This window comes from Microbacterium sp. 20-116, assembly GCF_041079415.1.
GTDB lineage: Bacteria > Actinomycetota > Actinomycetes > Actinomycetales > Microbacteriaceae > Microbacterium.
In genome coordinates, this window is record NZ_JBFYGP010000002.1 from 312,054 (window position 1) to 331,866 (window position 19,813).

Here is a 19,813-nt window from a genome sequence, read left to right on the forward strand (position 1 = left end):
CGTTCCACCCTCGTCCGGACCGCTCCGGCCGTCATCGGCGGGGTGGGCGAACCCTTCTTCCACCTTTCGGATGATCCGCCGAGGTCCCGGCATCCGTAGCCTGGATCGGGAAATGACCCATCGTCCCCTCGCCCCGGTCTTCGCGGGGCTGCGCGCGGGCTTGCACGCTCTCTTCGGCGGACTGCTCGCTCTCGTCGTCGCGCGCGTGCTGCTGACGGACGGGTCCGTGCTCGCCCTCATGCTCGCCGGAGCGCTGGGCGCGGTGTACCTCGCGGGACTCTGGATCGCCCGCGCGGGGCGATCGCGGCGCGGTGTCGTGTGGGTGGCGGCGCTCACGGTGGTGTGGGCGGCGCTGGTGTGGCTCGTCCCCGAGGCCGCGTATCTCGTCTTCCCGCTGTTCTTCCTGTACCTGCACGTGCTCCCGGGGGGAGCGGGTCCCCTCGCGGTCGTGGGCACGACCGCCCTCACGATCGCGGCCTTCGCCGTCCACGGGGGCCTCACGGTGGGCGGCGTCGTCGGGCCCGTCGTCGGTGCGGGTGTGGCGCTTCTCATCGGCCTGGGCTACAACGCCCTCGAGCGCAGGGCCGCGGAGCGCGAAGCCCTCGTGGCCGAGCTTCTCGCCACGCGCGACCGGCTCGCCGCCGCCGAGCGCGAGCAGGGGACCCTCGCCGAACGAGCGCGCCTGGCCCGCGAGCTGCACGACACCGTGGCGCAGGGACTGTCGAGCATCCAGATGCTGCTCCACGCGGCGGAGAGAGCGGATGCCGAGGGTCCTGGCATCGACCACGTACGGCTGGCGCGCCAGACGGCGGCAGACGGCCTCGCCGAGACCCGCCGGTTCATCCGAGAACTGGCTCCGCCGAGCCTCGACCGCGGCCTCGGCTCCGCCCTCGAGCGTCTCGCCGGCGGATGGGGTGCGCGCGAGGGTATCGACGTGGAGGTGGAGGTGGATGCCGTGCTCTCGCTGCCCATGGACGCCCAGACGGCCCTGCTGCGCATCGCCCAGGGGGCCCTCGCGAACGTCGCCCAGCACGCGCGGGCACGCTGCGTGCGCATCCGGCTCGTGCCGCAGTCGGGCGGGGCGCGTCTGACCATCTCCGACGACGGCGCCGGGTTCGATGTGCGTCGCGCCGAGGCCGCGGCATCCGGAACGGACTCCTTCGGACTCCGGGCCATGCGCGAGCGCGTCGATCAGCTCGACGGCGTGCTCGACGTGGACAGCGCGCCGGGCGCCGGATCCACCATCACCGTGGTGCTGCCGGGGGGAGCGTCGTGATCCGCGTGGTGATCGCCGACGACCACCCGGTCGTACGGGCGGGCGTGCGCGCCCTGCTCGACGCCGAGACCGACATCGAAGTGGTCGGCGAGGCCGCTGACGCCGACGAGGCCGTCGCTCTCTCGGCATCGCTGGCGCCGGAGCTCGTGCTGATGGACCTGCAGTTCGGCGAGCGGGCCGCCGGGGCCGAGGCCACGCGGCGGGTGCGTGCTCTCGCCGCCCCGCCGTACGTCCTCGTCCTGACGAACTACGACACCGACGGCGACATCCTCGGCGCCGTCGAGGCGGGGGCCAGCGGGTACCTGCTGAAGGACGCCCCGCCCCACGAACTGCTCGCCGGCATCCGCGCCGCCGCCGCGGGGCAGAGCGCCCTGGCCCCGGCGATCGCGGGGCGACTTCTGGCTCGCCTGCGCGAGCCCCGCGTGACCCTCTCGGCGCGCGAGATCGAGGTGGTGCGACTCGTCGCCCGCGGGGCGACGAACGCCGAGGTCGCCGCGCGCCTGCACATCACCGACGCGACGGTGAAATCCCACCTCGCGCACGTGTTCTCCAAGCTCGGCGTCTCGTCGCGTACCGCCGCCGTCTCGGCCGCGCGGAGTCTCGGCATCCTGCGCTGAACGCGCGGACCACGGGCACGCCCCGTACGATGGCTGCATGATCCGGGTGCACGTCGTCGGGGTCGCACTGGATCCGGCGCAGCAGCACGTCATCCTGCTGAAGCCCGTCGACACCACGACGGACGGCGACCGGGTGCTTCCCGTCTGGATCGGGCCGCAGGAGGCCATGTCGATCCTCGTCGCGATCGAACGCACCGGCTCGCCGCGTCCTCTCGCGCACGACCTCATGACCGCGATGCTCGGTGAACTGTCGGCCTCCGTGGATCGCGTCGAGATCACCCACCTCGACGAGGGGACCTTCCACGCGCGGGTGGTGGTGAACACCCCGGCGGGGCCGCGGACCTTCGACTCCCGTCCCTCGGACGGCATCGCCCTCGCGTCCCGAGCCGATGCTCCGATCCTCGTGGCGAACGCCGTCTTCGAAGAGGCCGGTGTGCCGGACGAGGCCGTCGAGCTCGACGGCGGGGGCGCGGACGAAGACCGGGTGGAGGAGTTCCGGCGCTTTCTGGAGGGCGTCGATCCCGAGGATTTCCAGGGCTAGCACCGATCCCTGGTGCCTCCGGACGCTCCTAGACTCGCGGAGGGACCGCGCGGCGCGGCCCGTCATGCACGACGAACGGGGAACCAATGCAACTCGCCATGGTCGGACTCGGACGAATGGGCGCCAACATCGTCCGCAGGCTCATGAAGGACGGTCACGACTGCGTCGTGTTCGACGTGAACCAGGATGCCGTGGCGTCGCTGGTCGCGGAGGGCGCCACGGGGGCGACGAGCATCGCTGACCTGGCTTCGAAGCTGCACAAGCCCCGCGCCGTGTGGCTCATGATCCCCGCCGGTCTCACCGGCACGGTCGTCGACGAGGTGGCCGAGGTGCTCGAGCCGGGCGACATCATCATCGACGGCGGCAACTCGAACTACCGCGACGACGTGCGTCGTGCGAAGAAGCTCGACGAGAGCGGCATCCACTACGTCGACGTGGGCACGAGCGGCGGCGTCTTCGGTCTCGAGCGCGGCTACTGCCTCATGGTGGGCGGCCACGACGAGGCCGTCTCCCACCTCGAGCCCGTGCTGCGCACCATCGCCCCCGGTCCCGGAGAGGTCGAGCGCACGCCCGGCCGCACCGGCGATTACACGACCGAGGAGCGCGGGTACCTGCACTGCGGTCCGTCGGGCTCGGGCCACTTCGTGAAGATGGTCCACAACGGCATCGAGTACGGCATCATGGCCGCGCTCGCCGAGGGGCTGAACGTGCTGAACAACGCCGACGCGGGCCTGCGTCAGGGCGAGCACTCCGCCGAGGTGGCGCCCCTGGAGGAGCCCGAGTACTACCAGTTCGACATCGACACGGCTCGCGTCACCGAGCTCTGGCGCCGAGGCTCGGTCATCTCGTCCTGGTTGCTCGACCTCACCGCCGCGGCGCTCGCGCAGAACCCGACGCTCGACGGTCTGGCCGGCCGCGTCTCGGACTCGGGCGAGGGACGCTGGACCGTCAAGGCCGCCGTCGACACGGGCGTGCCGGTGCCGGTGCTGGCCGCGTCGCTGTTCGAGCGGTTCGCTTCGCGCGGCGAGGACCACTTCGCCAACCAGGTGCTCTCGGCGATGCGCCTGCAGTTCGGCGGACACCAGGAACTGCCCGCGGGCGATGTGCTCGAGGCCGGACAGAAGAAGGCCGAGAGCGGTCGCGACTGACCCCTACGACGACGCCCCGGGGGAGACTAGAGGGATGAGCAGCACCGATTCCCCGTCGCCCGCTGACCGCTACGTCGTCGCCACCGACGGCGCCTGCAAGGGCAACCCCGGGCCTGCCGGGTGGGCCTGGGTCGGCGAAGACGGACACTGGGCGGCCGGATCGATCCCCGAGGGCACGAACAACATCGGCGAGCTGCTCGGGCTCCTGCACGCCATCACCGACCATGCCGACGTGCGCGAGCTCGTGGTGCAGGCCGATTCGAAGTACGCCATCGACACCTACTCGAAGTGGATGGACGGCCATCGCCGCCGCGGCTGGGTCACGAGCGCGAAGAAGCCGGTCGCCAACCAGGGCATCCTCGAAGCCCTCATCGCCGCGCGCGACGCGCGGCGGGCGGCGGGCCTTCCCGACGTCGTGCTCGAGCACGTGCGCGGGCACTCCGGTCACGTGCTCAACTCGTGGGCCGACGAGCGCGCCGTGCGCGCCTCGCAGCATGCGGCGAAGGGCGAGGAACTCATCTGGACCTCGCTGCGCGGTCTCGACAAGCTCGAGGTGTCGTCGGCGCCTCCGCGTTCTGCGGCTGACCGCAACGGGCGCTAAACGGCCAGCACCTCCGCCTCCTCGTCGAGGGTGAGACCCGCGCGCCGGGGGCGGTCGAGCCCGCGTCGGCGCTCATCGTCGAGGGCGCGGTGCATGGTCTGGGCGAGGGGGCGTCGCCGACCCCCGGATGCCACGAACGCGGCGTCGCTCCGGCGGGCGAAGCCGCCGGCGCTCTCCGGCAGCCACAGGGGCAGCGACCGGGGCCCCGCCCAGTACGCGACGCCCCGCGCGGTCAGGGTCTCGTCGTCGAGGGCGACCGTCTCGCTCGGAACGGCCGCCGCGTCGCGCGCTGCCGCCAGCACCGCGGCGAGCGGCAGTTCTTCGCCGACCGCGTTGATCGGGCCCGTGACACCCGTGCGTCCGGCGTGCGCGATCCACGCGGCGAGATCGTCCACGTCGATCGCCTGGGCGTGGCGACCGCTGGTCTCCGGCGCGAGCACGCGACCGCCGCGGGCGAAGCGCGCCGGCCAGTAGCCGAAGCGGTCGCTGGGGTCGCCCGGCCCCACGATCAGCCCCGCCCGGGCGAGGAGTGCCCGGTCGCCCAGCCGCGCCGAGGTGAGTCGTTCGGCGTGCACCTTGGCATCCGCGTACTGCTCGAGGTCGCTCGGCTCGACGAGCTCCGCCGACTCGTCGGCGAAGGGGATGTCCGAGCGGGCATACACCGAGACGCTCGAGATCAGGCTCCAGTGCGCTGCGCGGTCGGCGAGGGCGTCGAGGGCGGATGCCACGAACCCCGGGTCCCACGAGAGCTCGACCACCTCGTCCCAGTCGCGCTGCACGCGCGCGTAGGAGTCGGGGTCGTTGCGGTCGGCGCGGATCAGTCGTGCACCTGGTGCCGTCTCGCCGGATTCGCCGCGGGCGAGGCAGGTGACCTCGGCCCCCTGCGCGAGGGCCTGCGCCGCGACGGCGCGGCCGAGCCATCCGGTTCCACCGAGGATGAGGAGCTGTCGCATGCGGGCCAGCCAACCATCCGAGGTGGGGGAGGGGCGAGGGCGTTCGCGCTCAGCGGAGGGAGCGGTGGTGCCCCGCGGAAGGCGGGGCGGTCATGCCCGACGAAGGACGCGAACGTGCTCAGAACGGCGGTGGGTCGGGGTCGGGGTGAGGATCGGGGCCGGGCGCGAACGCGACCCGACGTTCGGGTGGGTCGGTGCTGCGGCGCCCGAGAGGGCTCGTCCAGACGATGCTGCCGTCGGGCTGTTGGGCGGCCGTCCAGGGGGTCTCTGTCTTGAGGATGTGGTGCCGCTTGCACAGGCACGCGAGGTTGCACAGCGTCGTTCGGCCGCCCTTCGCGTGGTCGAGGTTGTGGTCGATCTCGCAGTGACGGGCGGGCTGACGGCATCCGGGAAAGCGGCAGTGCACGTCCCGGAGGCGCAGGAAGCGACGCATCGCCGGAGTCGGACGGTAACGGTCGACGCCGAGGGCCACGCCCGTGACCGGGTCGGTGAGCAGGCGTTCCCACCCCGGCGCTTCAGCGAGGAGTCGGCGCGCCGTGTCCGCGTCGACGGGGGTGCATCCGTCGAGCATCGCGCCGCGCTCGCTCGCGCCGACGGCGGTCAGCACCGGGATGACCACCGAGACCTCCGCCCGGATCGCTCCCAACCCTCCCGGGAGGTGCGCGTGCGTCGGGTCGATGACCGGTCGACCGCCGAGCACGAGGTCGCACAGCAGGTCGGCGCGCGTCTGGTCGATCGACCGGGTGTCGGTGACGCCGATCTCTCCGCCGCCCGAATCGGCGACCCGGCGCACGGCGCGCGCCTGTCGCGTGAGTCGGTCGAACATCGCCCGGATCTTCGTCGCGCTGTCGATCACGCCGAGTTGCGCCATCCCGTCGATGTCGTCTTCGACCCAGACACGGCGTCGGTCCACCGCGTCGTCATGACGCTCCGTGATCGACCGAGGCTCGAGTTTTTCGGCGACCGTCCTGGCAAAGGCGCGAGTGCCGGCGACCGTGTCCCGTTCGGCTCGGGTCAGGACGCGGCGCTCGAACTCTAGGCGGCTCACCGGTTCGAGGAGGGGCGCCCCGATCTCGTGGATCACCTCGGCGTGCCGCGCCGTGATCTTCGCCTCGTCGAGCGCGGTCACCGTGGTGGCGAAGTCCTCGACCAGCGCGCCGGCCTCGTTGATGCGCCGCTGCGTCGTGCGGTCGTGCCACCGCAGCGCGACGCCGACCTCGGCCGCGATCGAGCGGAGGGCGAGCTCGCGCTCCTGCACCGTGCGGGGTCGGTGAGCGCTTCTCCCCACAGCGACGGCGTGCGCGCGAGCCAGCTGTCGGAACCGCTCCGCCTCGAGCGCGGAGATCGCGGCTTCGATCCGTACGAGAGAGGCGACCACGTCGTCGAGCACCGCGTCGTCCGCCTCGTGCGAAGAAGCGGCGGGGTGGCTCATGTAGACATGCTTCCACCAACCTCCGACATTGCTCCCGGCGTCGGTTCCGGCGTGAGGGGGAGGTGTGTGCCAGGGGTATCGCCGACCGCCGGTTGCTCGGTAGGAAGTAGACGTGACCACCTCCCCGTGGACCCCATCCTTCATCCAGCGGCGCATGGCGTTGACGCGGCCGAGCAATTAGGTGATATTCATCGCCGTATTCGTTGAGGGGTTCAGTCGCATATAGCTAAAACGCCGTTGGTCCCTATCCGCTGACATGCCCGGAACCGATAACGTGAAGCGACACAGCGTTGGAGCTAGGGGGCCTCAGTGGCGGGAAACGGCAGTCAGAGCGGGCCGAAGGTTCGCGAGCGCACGATTAATTTCTACGAGATCGTGAAGTATGTGAATTTCTCGACGAACGAGCGGATGATTCACGCGGATTGGCAGTCAATTCTCGAGGCGCTTGCTAGCGTCCCGCTGCGCGAACGAGTTTGGGAGGGACCCGAAAAGACGCTCATTGGAGAGGTCATGAGGGTCGATGGGCAGAGCCACCTGAAACTCATGCTGGTGCGGGACCAAGATTCGTGGCTTGATGTCTACAACAGTCAGAAGGACACCGTCGGTGAGCTGCAGTTGGAGGACTCCGCCCAGTTGCTCGAGACGTCGATCGTCGCGTTCCTTCCTTACGGGAACGTCATTGGACTGATTCAGGGGTCCACCACAGCGCCTACGCCGGGTGGTTTTGCACAGTGGCTAAACGGACTCAAGGTCCTGGCCGATGATTTTACGGTCGACACCGAGCCGATGGTCTCGCGGGAGATTCAAAACCTCATCAACCAGTCGGCGGAGCTCGACCGGATCTCCGTCAAGGTGCACACGAACCGAGCGGATGCCCTCGAGAAGCGAGGTTCGAAGCTTTCCTCTGTGCTGCGAGCGGTCAAAGAGGAGTACGGCTCAATGGTCGTGACTGTCATCTTGCAGCCGGGCAGAGCCAAGGACATGGCAGCGGGGCGCGCAGCGGTGCGCGAGGAAGCCAAGGTCATCGCCGAAGCCTCCGACAATAACGAAGTGCGCAGCGCGAAGGGCCGGCTCGTGTACATCGAGGCAGACGACAAGCGGCACGGCGTGGACGTAGACTTCGCGAAACAAAAGATCACCGCGAAGCGGCGCATCTCTACGACGTCTGAGGACGGAAGTCCGATTCGCAATGAGTCGGCCGTGAGGGCGATCGTTGAGGTCGCGCTCGAGCACGAAGCTGAACTGCGGAAGATTGTCCAGGCATAGCAGTGTCAGGGGTGCCTGCCACTATCGGAGTAACGTTCGACAGAAGGAGGGCAGGCCGTGATTCGCAGGCTCACGAGTGCCGCTCGCGATCTGTGGCTTGACCGAATCTGGGTCGACTACCCCCTCGCCGTCGCGGTGGTCGCCATGCACCTCGTCCTTGTAGGTGTATGGCCGTGGTTCGACGTCCTCGGCGCCGCAGGCGCGCCTGATCGTCGAGCCGTGTACTCGGCCGCCGCGATTGTGGTTTCCCTACTCGGTTCGTTCAGTGCCGTCGCGATCGGACAGATGAGCTCGGCCAAGGGCACCCGGGCCGATGCGTTGCGCGAGGCGGGCGGCCCTGATCTCGCCAAGAACTGGCGCAGCATTTTTAGGACCGCTCTGCTGTGCGCGCTCGTAGCGTTGACGGCGTTGTTGCTCGACCCTTCTGTGCCGCCGGTGGCGAATGAGCCTCCTCTGACACCCGTCATAGTTCGATGGGTGTTCGAGTTGGCGCTCGTGCTAGCCGTGGTGCGATTTCTTCGCTTGAGCGCTCTCTTCGTCGAAGTGATGCAAGTTGCGTCGATGGGCGACGCGAGTGGGAGCGCAGGGCCAGTCGACGCCCCGCGCCCTAATCCGGAATGGGCGCGAAGACACCGAGCCTGACGCCCGTCCAACATGAAGAACGCTGACTAGGTCGGCACTTCTCTGCTATACCGAAGGGCTGAGGTCGACGTCGGGCTCGTTTGTATCACGCATCCATCGAGCGAGCGGAACGTGTCCTGTCATCAGTCGGTCAGCCTTATCGTCGGCGCGCCAATAGACGCGCAGTGCGGTCGACTTCGGGGTCACGGCGCGAGCGCGCCTCGTTCCACAATGGCGGCCGCGATCGCGTTTGCTTGTTCGGGCCACATCATTCGCTTCGTCGGGACCGCAGGGGACCCCACCTGGCATTGGGTCGGAGCCGTCGTCCTCGCCGTGCTGGCCGGAGCGGCGGTGTTGTCGTTCGTGCGGGCCGTCCTCGCGATCCGCGCTTTCGAGGAGGAGAACGGAAAGGATGATGGGCGACAAAAGCCCGTCAACAGACGCTGACATCCGCCCGTCCACACCGAGACGGATCCGCGATCCTATACACAGATCCCGCCGCATAGCGTTTTCGGCATGAACTTTCCGCTAGCTTCTCCGCCACGGCATACGTCCCCGCCAGGGGGCCCGACGAAGGGGTGGGAAAGATGACGGATGGACACGCTCAACACATGATCGGTCGCCCGACCGGAGCGTTCGTGGGGGCCTCGTGGGTGGCACTCGGCCTCGGCGCTTCGGTCTACTTCATCGGCCTCTACAACGCGCACATGACGCTCGCCGAGAAGGGGTTCTACCTCGCGGTCTTCCTGCTCGGTCTCTTCGCCGCCATCTCGGTGCAGAAGGCCGTCCGCGATCGTGCGGAAGACATCCCCGTGACCGGCGCCTACCTCGGCGTCGCCTGGGGCATGCTTCTCGTCGCGCTCGCCCTCATGGCGGTCGGCCTCTGGAACGCCGAGCTGCTGCTGTCCGAGAAGGGCTTCTACGGCATCGGCTTCGCGATGAGCCTCTTCGCCGTTGTCGCGGTGCAGAAGAACGTGCGTGACCTCGCGGCGTTCCGGAACCTCCACCCCGACAGTGCGCCGGCGGAGTACACCGCCTTCCCGGCGAACGGGTGACGCCTCAGCCGACCGGCGTCCCCTGGTGGAACAGGCACCGCGGCGCGGGGTCGCATCGCCAGAGGGACGACCGGCGGCTGACGCGGTTCTCGAAGCGCAGCAGATAGGTCAAGAGGACCGTGTCAGGTCCGACGAGCCGACTCTCTCGTTCTTCGACGAGGGGCGAGGAGTCGGTTCCCGGTTCATCCCCCAGGGCGGCGACGATCCCGTCTCGCGTCCACCGACGGCCGGACTGGCCGACCTCGACGAACTCGGGGTCGAGCAACCGGTTCAGCTCGCGAGGGTTCGAGCGCACCGCCGGATGCAGAAGCGTCTCTTCGGCCGCCCAGGCCGTGGCGATGAGGGCGTCGGCATCCAAGGCCCTTCCGTGGATGACGTAGAAGCGCTGGATCCCGGCGGTCTCGCGTCCCCACGTGCTCGCGGCGACGCGGCGCTGGTGCGCGTCGAAAGCCGCTTCATCGACGAAGCGCTCCGACACGCTCCAGACGCCGTCGGTGTCGGTGGGGTCGACGTCGAAAGAGAGGCATCCCGGTTCCGCACGTGTCAGAGCGATGTGCTCGGCGAGATGGGCGCGCACGCGCTGCGCCTCGGCGGCGTCGGCGCAGCGCAACTCGCCGCGGAGCGTCACCTCGGGTCCACGCGGCACGGGCGTCGTGGAGCCACTCGCCCAGTCGCGGCGCAGAACGCTGTAGGCGACGGATGCCAGGGGGTCGCCGCCCTCGACGGGCCAGCCGTCGCGGTAGTGCGCCTCGAGCACCCAGCCGCATCGTTCGAAAACACGCCGCATGGCGACGTTGTCGTCGCGGGTCTGCCCCTCGAATCGGATGACGCCGCGGTGGTGCGAGAAGACGAGGTGGGTCGCGGCCGACAACGCCGCCGAGCCGAAGCCTCGACCGCGGGCGCCGTCGGCGAGCCGCAGATCGACCGTCGCGGTGGCGTCTTGCAGGTCCTCCAGCCGGATCACACCGACGCGGCCGTCGGTCTCGTCATCGATCCAATAGGTGTCGACATCGTCTCCACCCCACGAGCCGCCGCGAAGGGCGTCCTCGATCTGCGCGACCGTCGACTGCGCGCGCACATGGAACGGGAAGACGTTCGAGGTGAGGAACGCCGTCAGCGCGGCGCGGTCATCCGCACTCGAGAGGTCGACGCGCGTCAGAGAAATGCCCACGTGCCCACCGTAGACACGAACGCCCCGCGGAGGCGGATCGAGGCGCGGGTACCCTGGGAAGCCGTCCTCGCCCGCGATCTTCGGCGGGTTCGGTTCCCCGCCTTCGCCCCCATCCCAGGAGCACTCCATCGCCGCCTCGCCCTCTCCGACACAGATCCGCGCCCTCCGCACCGCATCCCTCACCACTGCCGGTGTCGGCGCCGCGATCACCATGGGGGCGCTGGGACCGTGGTTCACCCCCGTCATCCTCCTCGTCGCGACGGCGGGAGCTCTGCTGGTCATCTGGCGCACCGGCGCGGGTGTCATCGGCGCGCGGGCGATCGGGCCGGTACTCGCGGTGGTCGTCGTGCTGACGGTCGCGGCGTTGCTCGGGCTCATCGGCGTCCTGCCCTCCGCGTGGGTGTGGGCCGCTCTCGGCGCGTACGCGGTGGCATGGGGCGAGTACCTCGTGTCGCAGACCATCGCCCGCTCGCGCGGGCTGACGGGCTACCGGTGATCCCGGTCCCGTTTCGTCTCGTCGCTGCGGTGGCGCGCGCTCACGAGCGCGGCTGGCAGGGGATCCGCATCAACACGAACCTCTACGCGACGGGGCACTGGCGGTGCCGCGTGTTCGTTCCCGAACCGAGCGAGACGCACGACAGTCCTCTCGAACGGGAGAGCAATGTCGTGCTGAGGTACTCCAGCGCGGGCGGAGAGGACGTCTTCCAGGACGGGCGCACCGACTGGACGGCCGAGACCCTGGCCGACCGCTTCATCGAGCTCGCGCGGCCCCACGCCGCGGCCTCCGAACCCGACCCGGGGTACGCGACCTGGCTCGCCGAGCTGCGCCGTCGAACCGCAGGCGGAGCGTTCTGGATGGTCGAGGACGCGATGAGCCGCCAAGCCCTGTGGCGCGAGCGGGGACTCGTCTGCCTCTGGTATGCCGACGCTCAGGCGGAGCAGGCGGATGCCACGGGCGCCGTCGATCAGAACGGGTGGACGCTCGACGGCACGATGCGGGTGCCGCCGTCGCGCTGAGCAGCGCGGTTCGGGTCACCGCAGCTCGAGGCACATGAGCCCCGGCCGATCGTCCCACGACGGGACGACCTCGAAACCCGCAGCGCGGTACATCCGCACCGCGGGCTCACGCCAATCCCAGACCGACAGACGCACCGGTCGCACGGCTCCGGTGAGCGCAGCCGTGAGCAACGCGGTTCCGACGCCTCGCCCCCGGGCGCGCGGATCGGTCCACACGCGCGAGAGTTCTGTTCCTTCGGGCACGCTCGACGAGACGACGAGCCCGACATCTGCGCCGTCGACGGTGGCGATGAGGGCGTGCCGGCCCGCGAATGCCGCCGCCGGGTCGTCGATCTCCCGCGCGTAGCGCTCGGGAAACGCGTCGGCGGCGAGCCCGCGTTCGATCTTCTCTGCCTCCGTCTGCCGCAGGTACGCCCCGACGAGGGCGCTGACGGCCGCGCCGTCTCGCGGGAAGACGGCTTCGCGGATGGTGACGCTCACCCTCTCACCGTACGACTCGGCGCGAAACGCCGAACGGACCCGGATGCCGATCAAGTCGGCATCCGGATCCGTTCGGGGAGTCGTTCAGACCGTCGCGAGGGTCGACTGCCATCCGAGGGCGGGGGCGACGTGCTTCGCGAAGTTCTCGACGAGGCGGAGGTTGAACTCCACGCCCATCTGAGAGGGGATCGTCAGCATGAGCGTGTCGGCGCTCATCACGGCGGCATCGTTCTGCAACTGCTCCACGAGCTTGTCGGGGGTGGCCGCATACGTCTTGCCGAAGGTCGAGCGCATGCCGTCGATGACGCCGATCTGGTCGCTGCCGGCCGAGCCGCCGAAGTACATCTCGTCTTCCGCGGTGACGATGGGGAAGATGCTGCGGCTGACCGAGGTGCGCGGTTCGCCCTCGTGGCCGGCCTCGCGCCACGCGGCGCGGAAGGCATCGAGCTGCTGCGCCTGCAGGAGGTCGAAGGGCGTGCCGTCGGCCTCGGTGAGCAGCGTCGAGGACATGAGGTTCACGCCGATCCGTCCGGCCCACTCCGCGGTGGCCGTGGTGCCGGCGCCCCACCAGATGCGCTTGCGGAGCCCCGGGGAGTGCGGCTCGATGCGCTGCAGGCCCGTGCCGCCGCCGAAGGGGCTCATCGGGTCCCGCTCGGCGAGACCCTCGCCGTCGATCGCGCGGAGGAACAGGTCGAAGTGCTCGCGGGCGATGTCGCCGCCGCGCGGGTCCTCGGACCCGGTGTAGCCGAAGGCCTCGTAGCCGCGGACGACTGTCTCGGGTGACCCGCGGCTCACGCCGAGCGCGAGGCGGTTGGCGCTGATGAGGTCGACGGATGCCGCCTCTTCGGCGAGCATGAGGGGGTTCTCGTATCGCATGTCGATGACGCCGGTGCCGACCTCGATGCGCGAGGTGCGTGCGGCGATCGCGGCAAGCAGGGGCATGGGAGCCGCCTGCTGGCGGGCGAAGTGGTGGACGCGGAACGAGACGCCGTTGACCCCGAGGTCGTCCATGCCCTGGGCGAGGTCGATCGCCTGGAGCATCGAGTCGCCGGCGGTGAGCTGGCGACCGCCGCCGAGGGGGCCGTAATGGCCGAAGGAGAGTGTGCCGAAGGAGCGCATACCGGGTGCAACGCCGTGGTCGGCGATCTATTCCCGCGCATATACCGGGAGTCGGCCCCTGCCCCCGGCCGGTATGGAACCATTCAGGACATGGACGAGGATGTGCACGAGGAGTTGCGTCTCCTGCGCGCGCGGGCCTACGGCCCCGAGGCCGACATCGTCGACGACCCGGTCGCGGTGTCGCGCCTGCGCGAACTCGAGAACCTCGAGCGCGAGGATCGGCTTCGTCCACCCGAGACCCCGCCCTCGCCCTCGCCGGCCGCATCGGCCGGTTCGCGCCTCCCGGACGAATCCGTCCCGGACGAAGACGCGGACGGTGAAGAGATCCCCCGCGAGCGCGCTCCCCTCGTGCGCTCGAAGCGCCGCCTGTGGGCATGGGCGATCTCACTGGCCGTGGTCGCCGCCCTCGCGAGCGCGGCGACCGCGATGAGCGTGTCGTTCGTGCCCGTGACCGCGACGGCGGGAGCGCCCCAGGTCGACACGCTCGTGCCCGACCCGGACTCCTCGGCTCCCGCCGTGTTCGGTGAGCGCACGGGCGCGGAACGCGGCTACGAGAACTACTACGGGGTGGCCGCCTTCACCGGGCGGGCGCCCACCGACGCGACCGACAACCGCAACCCCTGTCTCTACCTGCTCGACGCCGACGAGGTGGACACCGACGACACACGCGGCTTCCGCGGCAACTTCGTCTACGGCGGCTGCGGAGCCGGGGTCTTCCCCGCCACGGTCCAGTTCGTCGTCGCCGACGGCATGCCCGACGCCTTCATCCAGCGCTTCCCGATCGGTACGAGCGTGCAGTTCGTCTTCGACGGCGAGAACGTCGGGGTCTTCAGCGATCGCGGGTGAGGCCGCGTGCGTCCCCTCGCCTGTCGCGGGCTGCGCTCGCCCCCTGAATGAGAGGGTGGGGGAGTGACCCCCCTTCTCGAGAACGTCCCCGTCGGCGCCGATCCGGATGCCGTGTACCTGGGCTTCGTCGAATGGGCGGCCTCGCGAGGGCTCACGCTCTACCCCGCGCAAGACGAAGCGGTGATCGAGATCGTGTCGGGCGCGAACGTGATCCTGTCCACCCCGACCGGCACGGGCAAGTCGCTCGTCGCGGTGGCCGCGCACGCGGCATCCCTCGCCCGGGGCGGCCGCACCTATTACACGGCGCCGATCAAGGCCCTGGTGAGCGAGAAGTTCTTCGCCCTCGTCGAGATCTTCGGCGCCGAGAACGTGGGCATGGTCACGGGGGACTCCTCGGTGAATTCCGATGCCCCGATCATCTGCTGCACGGCCGAGATCCTGGCGAACCTGGCCCTCCGACAGGGTGCCGACGCCGACGTCGACCAGGTCGTGATGGACGAGTTCCACTACTACGGCGAGGCCGACCGCGGCTGGGCATGGCAGGTGCCACTGCTGTTGCTCACGCGCGCGCAGTTCATCCTCATGTCGGCCACGCTCGGCGACGTCGAGGACATCGCCGACGACCTGACGCGCCGCACCGGCCGGAACACCGCGCGGGTGACGGGCGTCGAACGACCGGTACCTCTGCACTTCGAGTACGCCCGAACGCCCGTGCACGAGACGGTGCAGGAACTGCTCGACACCAAGCAGGCGCCGATCTACGTCGTGCACTTCTCTCAGGCCGCCGCGATGGAGCGGGCGCAGGCGCTGTCGTCCATCCGCATCATCGGACGCGAGCAGCGCGACGAGATCGCGGACGCCATCGGCGGCTTCCGCTTCACGACCGGCTTCGGCAAGACCCTCTCGCGCTACGTGCGCGCGGGCATCGGCGTGCATCACGCCGGCATGCTGCCGCGGTACCGGCGGCTCGTCGAGACTCTCGCGCAGCGCGGGCTGCTGCGGGTCATCTGCGGCACCGACACCCTCGGCGTCGGCATCAACGTACCGATTCGCACCGTGCTGATGACGGCGCTCACCAAGTACGACGGCACGCGCATGCGCCAGCTGTCGGCGCGCGAGTTCCACCAGATCGCCGGCCGTGCCGGTCGCGCAGGCTATGACACCGCGGGGACGGTCGTCGTCATGGCCCCCGACCACGAGATCGAGAACGCCGCGCAGATCCTCAAGGCCGGCGACGACCTGAAGAAGCAGAAGAAGATCGTCCGCAAGAAGGCGCCGCAGGGCTTCGTCAACTGGACCGAGCAGAGCTACGACCGCCTGGTCGCGGCCGAACCCGAGCCGCTCGTCCCGCAGATGAAGCTCTCGGCCGCCATGCTCATCAACGTCATCGCGCGCGGCGGTGACGTCTTCGCGAACGTCCGCTCCCTCGTCTTCGACAACCACGAGCCTCGCGCCCGCCAGTACGAGCTCGCCCGCCGGGCCCTCGCGATCTTCCGCACCCTCGTTCAGGCGGGGGTCGTCGAGGCCGGGGCCGACGGCATCCGTCTCACCGTCGATCTGCAGCCGAACTTCGCCCTCAACCAGCCGCTGTCTCCGTTCGCGCTCGCCGCGATCGAGATGCTCGACCCCGAGGTCGAACTCGGAAGGGGCCCGGATGCCGCGCCCCCGGCGTCATCGGTCGGCACCGGCCACTACGCGCTCGACGTCGTCAGCGTCATCGAGGCGACGCTCGACGACCCGCGCCCGATCCTGTCGCAGCAGCAGTTCCGCGCCCGCGGCGAAGCGGTCGCGGCGATGAAGCGCGAGGGCATCGAGTACGACGAGCGTATGGAGCTGCTCGAGCAGATCACCTGGCCCAAGCCGCTGGACGAGCTGCTCGCACAGGCCTACGAGGTGTTCGCGTCGAGCCAGCCGTGGATCCGCGACTTCGAGCTGTCGCCCAAGTCCGTCGTGCGCGACATGTTCGAGCGGGCGTGCTCGTTCGGCGAGTACGTGTCGCTGTACCAGCTCGCCCGCAGCGAAGGTCTGGTGCTGCGCTACCTCAGCGACGCGTATCGCGCGATCCGCCAGACGGTGCCGGTCGATGCGCAGACCCCCGATCTGCTCGACCTCATCGCCTGGCTCGGCGAGGTGGTGCGTCAAGTCGACTCGAGCCTGGTCGACGAGTGGGAGCAGCTCGTCAACCCCGCGGACGACCCGGATGCCCCGGTGGTGCCGCCCGCGCCGCCGTCGATCCTCACCAATCGTCGTGCCTTCGTCGTGCTCGTGCGCAATGAGATGTTCCGGCGTGTGCAGCTGGCGGCGCTGCAGCGCGACGACGAGCTGGTCGAGCTGGACCCCGACGTCGACTGGCCGGGGGTGCTCGACGACTACTTCGACGAGCACGACGCGATCGGCACCGGCGGGGCGGCGCGTTCGTCTTCCCTCGTGGTCATCGACGAGTCTTCGGCGGCCGAGGGCGTCTGGCGGGTCGAGCAGATCCTCGACGACCCCGCCGGAGACCACGACTGGCGCATCCGAGCCGAAGTCGACCTCGCCGCCTCCGAGGAGGAGGGCACCGCGATCGTGCGGGTGACCGAGGTGCTGCGGCTCTGATCGCTTCTCCCGAGGGCGGCCCGGGTGAAGTTCTCCACTGTTCGATAGTCATCCCCGCGGGGCGGGAGCACGGTGCTCTACAGTCATTGCATCCCACCCCGAAAGGATTGCCCGATGGAGACTCTTCCTCTGCTCTCGACGGCGGTCGGTCTGGTCGTGACGCTCTCCGTCACAATCCTGAGCGGGATGAAGTGGATGCTCGGCCGTGTCGAGCACCGGACCGATGCCCGCTTCGCGGAAATGGACGCGCGCTTCGAGCGGATGGACGCGCGGTTCGACCGGATGGACGCGCGGTTCGACCGGATGGAAACCCGCACCGATGAGCGCTTCGCGGAGGTCGGAGCGTCTCTCATGGAGGTCAAGCTCGGTCTCGCCCGCCTCGAAGGCCCGCACCCGCCGTTCCTCATCGCGCGCGGCTGAGCCGTCGCGCGGACGTGAGCCGTGGCGCGGACGGAACCACCGCACGAACGACGGATGCCGAGGCCCGAAGGCCCCGGCATCCGATGTGTTCTGCGGTGATTACGACTTGCGGGCGACGCGGTTCTCGGCGCTGACCATCCACGACAGCTGCTCGAGGCGCTCGAGCACGCCGTGCAGGATGTCGGCGCTGGTCGGGTCTTCGTCATCGACGTCATCGTGCACGTCGCGGACGGTGCCGACGGTCGCGTCGAGACGCTCGGTGATGAGGTCGATCACCTCGGCCGTGTCGACCTCGCCCTGGGGGAACTCGGGCAGGGTGGTGGTCTCGGCGATGGTGTCGCTGCGTCCGTCGGGCAGAGCGTGCAGGGCACGCATGCGCTCGGCGATCTCGTCGCTGAACTCACGGGCGGCGTCGATGATCTCGTCGAGCTGCAGGTGGGTGTCGCGGAAGTTCTTGCCCACGACGTTCCAGTGGGCCTGCTTGCCCTGGATCGACAGCTCGATCAGGTCGACGAGGACGGCCTGCAGGCTGTCGGTCAGCTTCTCCGAGGCCTGGAAGCCCTTCTCGGCGTTCTGCTCGTCGGTGGTCTCCGGACCGCTGCCGCCGCGGGCCGGGCGACGACGGTTCTTGGTGGGGGCGTCCTTGGTGGTGGTGGACATGCGCGTTCCTTTCACTCACGGTCGATAGCGACGTTAGGCGGGAAGCCGGAGCGTCCGACGGGGGTTGCGGGTGCGGCGGAGGAGGGGTAATCGGACGCCTGTCCGTAGCCGCTCCCGTCCGATCCGACAACCCCGGCCTGAGCGGAGGGCGTCATTCCTAGCGTGAGAACGTGCCCACGCCTCCCTCCCCGTCCCGACCGCTGCGCGATTACGCCGCGATCGGAGACGGGCGTACCGTCGCCCTGATCGGTCTCGACGGCTCCGTCGATTGGTTGCCGCTGCCCAACATCCACTCGCGGCCGGTGTTCGCGCGCTTGGTCGACGAGGCCGCGGGCGGGTGCATCCGGTTGGCGCCCGTGGGGGAGTACGAGGTGAGTCGCCGGTACATCCCGAGGACGAATGTTCTGGAGACGACCTTCACCACCAAGACAGGTACCGCAACCCTCACGGACGCGATGGTCACCGGTATCGCGGGCCGGCTGCCCTGGGCGGAGCTCGCGCGCCGCGTCGAGGGCGTGACGGGAGAGGTCGAGTTCGCCTGGTGCGTGCAACCGGGCACGATGCTGCGTTCGGCCGCCCCCTGGACGGAGCGCATCGACGGCTTCTCGGTCATGCGCATCGGGCACGTCTCCCTCGCGGTGGTCGGCCACGAACACGGCATCCATGGTGAACCGGATGCCGGCAACGAGAGCATCGACGGCAGCTTCACGACCGCGGAGGGTTCGCGTCATCTCCTCGTGATCGCCGCGACCGAGGGGGAACCCCTGCGCATCCCCGACGCGCAGAACGTTGATCGCGGAATCGACCGCACCGCCGACGGGTGGGCGATGTGGTCGGATGAGTTCTCGTACGACGGCCCCTGGGCAAACGACGTGCAGCGCAGCGCGCTCGCTCTCAAGCTCCTGCTGTTCAGCCCCACCGGTGCGATCGCGGCCGCGGCGACGACATCGCTCCCCGAGAATCCACGCGGTGGCAAGAATTGGGACTACCGCTACGCCTGGGTGCGCGACCTCGCCTACACCGCGCACGCGTGGGTCGGCTTCGGTCTGCGCGAAGAGACCCACGCGGCGATCTCGTGGCTGCTGCGCACGATCCGCAAGAACGGGCCCGAGGTGCAGGTGATGTACACCCTCGACGGCGACGCCGAGATCGGTCTCGAAAAGCACGACGTTCCGGGGTGGAACGGCAATCAGCCCGTCGTCACCGGCAATCCCGCGCAGGGGCAGCTGCAGCTCGGCGTGTACGGCGACCTCATCGCGCTGTGCCGCACCTACGTCGAGGCGGGCAATCGGCTCGACATCCAGACCGGACGCCTGCTCGCCGATGTCGCCGACCGCACGTGCGACCTGTGGCGCCGCGAGGACTCCGGCATGTGGGAACTGCCCGAGCTGCGGCATTACACCTCCTCGAAGATGGGCTGCTGGAAGGCTCTCGACGACGCGCAGTGGTTGGCCGGCGGCGGGCACATCCCCGACAACGGCGACCGCTGGCGCGCCGAGCGCGATCGCATCCACGCGTGGGTCGACGAGCACTGCTGGTCGCAGGAGCTCGAGGCGTACACGATCGCCCCGGGCAGCCAGGACCTCGATGCATCCGTGCTGCTGCACGCTCCCACCGGCTTCGACCGGGGAGAGCGTATGTCGAAGACGCTGGATGCCATCACCGAACGACTCACGACCGAGAACCACCTCGTCTACCGGTACACCGGCATGGACCAGGAGGAACAGACCTTCGTCGCCTGCGCCTTCTGGCGGGCGACCGCTCTCGCGTGCGTCGGCCGGCATGACGAGGCCATCGAGGCGATGGACGCGCTCGTCGCCCAGGGCAACGACGTGGGCATCTACTCCGAGATGATCGCCGAAGCCGACGGGGCGTTCTGGGGCAACCTGCCGCAAGCGCTCAGCCACCTCGCCCTCATCAATGCCGCCCTCGTCATCCGCGAGCTCATCGACGACGCCGAGCTCGGCGACCGCTGAACCTCCGCCGGGGCGCCCC

21 protein-coding genes are annotated in these 19,813 nt (G+C 69.6%); 15 read left to right on the plus strand and 6 right to left on the minus strand.

The window, feature by feature from the left end; genetic code table 11:
- Positions 1-112 precede the first annotated feature (112 nt).
- From AB6V29_RS05520 to AB6V29_RS05540, 5 genes are all read left to right on the plus strand, one after another.
- Positions 113-1,276, plus strand: a complete 1,164-nt coding sequence (locus AB6V29_RS05520) for a sensor histidine kinase (RefSeq protein ID WP_369357438.1) — start codon at positions 113-115, stop codon at positions 1,274-1,276.
- Positions 1,273-1,893: a response regulator gene (locus AB6V29_RS05525; RefSeq protein ID WP_369357440.1), complete on the plus strand. Its 621-nt coding sequence runs from the start codon at positions 1,273-1,275 to the stop codon at positions 1,891-1,893. Before AB6V29_RS05520 ends, AB6V29_RS05525 begins: the two co-directional genes overlap by 4 nt.
- 37 nt (positions 1,894-1,930) lie before the next feature.
- Positions 1,931-2,434, plus strand: coding sequence for a bifunctional nuclease family protein (locus AB6V29_RS05530; RefSeq protein WP_369357442.1), 504 nt, complete (start codon positions 1,931-1,933; stop codon positions 2,432-2,434).
- An 86-nt stretch (positions 2,435-2,520) separates the two neighbouring features.
- Complete coding sequence (gene gnd / locus AB6V29_RS05535; protein ID WP_267787821.1) at positions 2,521-3,582, plus strand: phosphogluconate dehydrogenase (NAD(+)-dependent, decarboxylating); 1,062 nt, start codon at positions 2,521-2,523, stop codon at positions 3,580-3,582.
- A 34-nt stretch (positions 3,583-3,616) separates the two neighbouring features.
- A complete protein-coding gene (locus AB6V29_RS05540) occupies positions 3,617-4,183 on the plus strand; it encodes a ribonuclease H (protein ID WP_369357444.1) in 567 nt (188 codons plus the stop codon).
- On the opposite strand, the gene AB6V29_RS05545 is transcribed toward AB6V29_RS05540, so the two are convergent.
- Complete coding sequence (locus AB6V29_RS05545; RefSeq protein WP_369357445.1) at positions 4,180-5,136, minus strand: NAD-dependent epimerase/dehydratase family protein; 957 nt, start codon at positions 5,134-5,136, stop codon at positions 4,180-4,182. The genes AB6V29_RS05540 and AB6V29_RS05545 overlap by 4 nt on opposite strands.
- 118 nt (positions 5,137-5,254) lie before the next feature.
- Positions 5,255-6,568, minus strand: a complete 1,314-nt coding sequence (locus tag AB6V29_RS05550) for a DUF222 domain-containing protein (protein WP_369357447.1) — start codon at positions 6,566-6,568, stop codon at positions 5,255-5,257.
- 309 nt (positions 6,569-6,877) lie between these two features.
- Here AB6V29_RS05550 and AB6V29_RS05555 point away from each other — a divergent pair, with 309 nt between their 5' ends.
- The 4 genes from AB6V29_RS05555 (at position 6,878) to yiaA (ending at position 9,510) form a co-directional block, all read left to right on the plus strand.
- Positions 6,878-7,834: a hypothetical protein gene (locus tag AB6V29_RS05555; protein WP_369357449.1), complete on the plus strand. Its 957-nt coding sequence runs from the start codon at positions 6,878-6,880 to the stop codon at positions 7,832-7,834.
- 57 nt (positions 7,835-7,891) lie between these two features.
- Positions 7,892-8,476 (plus strand): hypothetical protein, encoded by a 585-nt coding sequence (locus AB6V29_RS05560; protein WP_369357450.1) that lies wholly within the window; start codon positions 7,892-7,894, stop codon positions 8,474-8,476.
- 210 nt (positions 8,477-8,686) lie between these two features.
- Positions 8,687-8,902 (plus strand): hypothetical protein, encoded by a 216-nt coding sequence (locus AB6V29_RS05565; protein WP_369357452.1) that lies wholly within the window; start codon positions 8,687-8,689, stop codon positions 8,900-8,902.
- Between the two features lie 164 nt (positions 8,903-9,066).
- Complete coding sequence (gene yiaA / locus AB6V29_RS05570; protein WP_369357454.1) at positions 9,067-9,510, plus strand: inner membrane protein YiaA; 444 nt, start codon at positions 9,067-9,069, stop codon at positions 9,508-9,510.
- A 4-nt stretch (positions 9,511-9,514) separates the two neighbouring features.
- On the opposite strand, the gene AB6V29_RS05575 is transcribed toward yiaA, so the two are convergent.
- Positions 9,515-10,681: a GNAT family N-acetyltransferase gene (locus AB6V29_RS05575; RefSeq protein WP_369357455.1), complete on the minus strand. Its 1,167-nt coding sequence runs from the start codon at positions 10,679-10,681 to the stop codon at positions 9,515-9,517.
- Between the two features lie 211 nt (positions 10,682-10,892).
- Here AB6V29_RS05575 and AB6V29_RS05580 point away from each other — a divergent pair, with 211 nt between their 5' ends.
- Positions 10,893-11,177, plus strand: a complete 285-nt coding sequence (locus tag AB6V29_RS05580; RefSeq protein WP_210073439.1) for a hypothetical protein — start codon at positions 10,893-10,895, stop codon at positions 11,175-11,177.
- Positions 11,178-11,206: 29 nt separating this feature from the next.
- Positions 11,207-11,698: a hypothetical protein gene (locus AB6V29_RS05585; RefSeq protein ID WP_369357457.1), complete on the plus strand. Its 492-nt coding sequence runs from the start codon at positions 11,207-11,209 to the stop codon at positions 11,696-11,698.
- A gap of 15 nt (positions 11,699-11,713) precedes the next feature.
- On the opposite strand, the gene AB6V29_RS05590 is transcribed toward AB6V29_RS05585, so the two are convergent.
- Both AB6V29_RS05590 and AB6V29_RS05595 read right to left on the minus strand, forming a co-directional pair.
- On the minus strand, positions 11,714-12,178 hold the full coding sequence (locus AB6V29_RS05590) for a GNAT family N-acetyltransferase (protein ID WP_267787812.1): 465 nt from the start codon (positions 12,176-12,178) through the stop codon (positions 11,714-11,716).
- A gap of 84 nt (positions 12,179-12,262) precedes the next feature.
- Positions 12,263-13,297 (minus strand): LLM class flavin-dependent oxidoreductase, encoded by a 1,035-nt coding sequence (locus AB6V29_RS05595; protein WP_210112119.1) that lies wholly within the window; start codon positions 13,295-13,297, stop codon positions 12,263-12,265.
- Between the two features lie 90 nt (positions 13,298-13,387).
- Here AB6V29_RS05595 and AB6V29_RS05600 point away from each other — a divergent pair, with 90 nt between their 5' ends.
- From AB6V29_RS05600 to AB6V29_RS05610, 3 genes are all read left to right on the plus strand, one after another.
- Positions 13,388-14,143 carry a hypothetical protein gene (locus AB6V29_RS05600; protein ID WP_369357458.1) on the plus strand — a complete coding sequence of 252 codons (756 nt, stop codon included), beginning with the start codon at positions 13,388-13,390 and terminating at the stop codon, positions 14,141-14,143.
- Positions 14,144-14,206: 63 nt separating this feature from the next.
- Positions 14,207-16,738 carry a DEAD/DEAH box helicase gene (locus AB6V29_RS05605; RefSeq protein WP_369357460.1) on the plus strand — a complete coding sequence of 844 codons (2,532 nt, stop codon included), beginning with the start codon at positions 14,207-14,209 and terminating at the stop codon, positions 16,736-16,738.
- Between the two features lie 114 nt (positions 16,739-16,852).
- On the plus strand, positions 16,853-17,158 hold the full coding sequence (locus AB6V29_RS05610; RefSeq protein ID WP_267787805.1) for a response regulator: 306 nt from the start codon (positions 16,853-16,855) through the stop codon (positions 17,156-17,158).
- 99 nt (positions 17,159-17,257) lie between these two features.
- Here AB6V29_RS05610 and AB6V29_RS05615 read toward each other — a convergent pair whose 3' ends face one another.
- The gene (locus AB6V29_RS05615; protein WP_103206025.1) at positions 17,258-17,818 is read right to left on the minus strand and encodes a Dps family protein; all 561 of its coding nucleotides are present in this window, start codon (positions 17,816-17,818) and stop codon (positions 17,258-17,260) included.
- A 170-nt stretch (positions 17,819-17,988) separates the two neighbouring features.
- On the opposite strand from AB6V29_RS05615, the gene AB6V29_RS05620 reads away from it, so the two are divergent.
- Complete coding sequence (locus AB6V29_RS05620) at positions 17,989-19,794, plus strand: glycoside hydrolase family 15 protein (RefSeq protein WP_369357462.1); 1,806 nt, start codon at positions 17,989-17,991, stop codon at positions 19,792-19,794.
- The last annotated feature ends 19 nt before the right edge of the window (positions 19,795-19,813 follow it).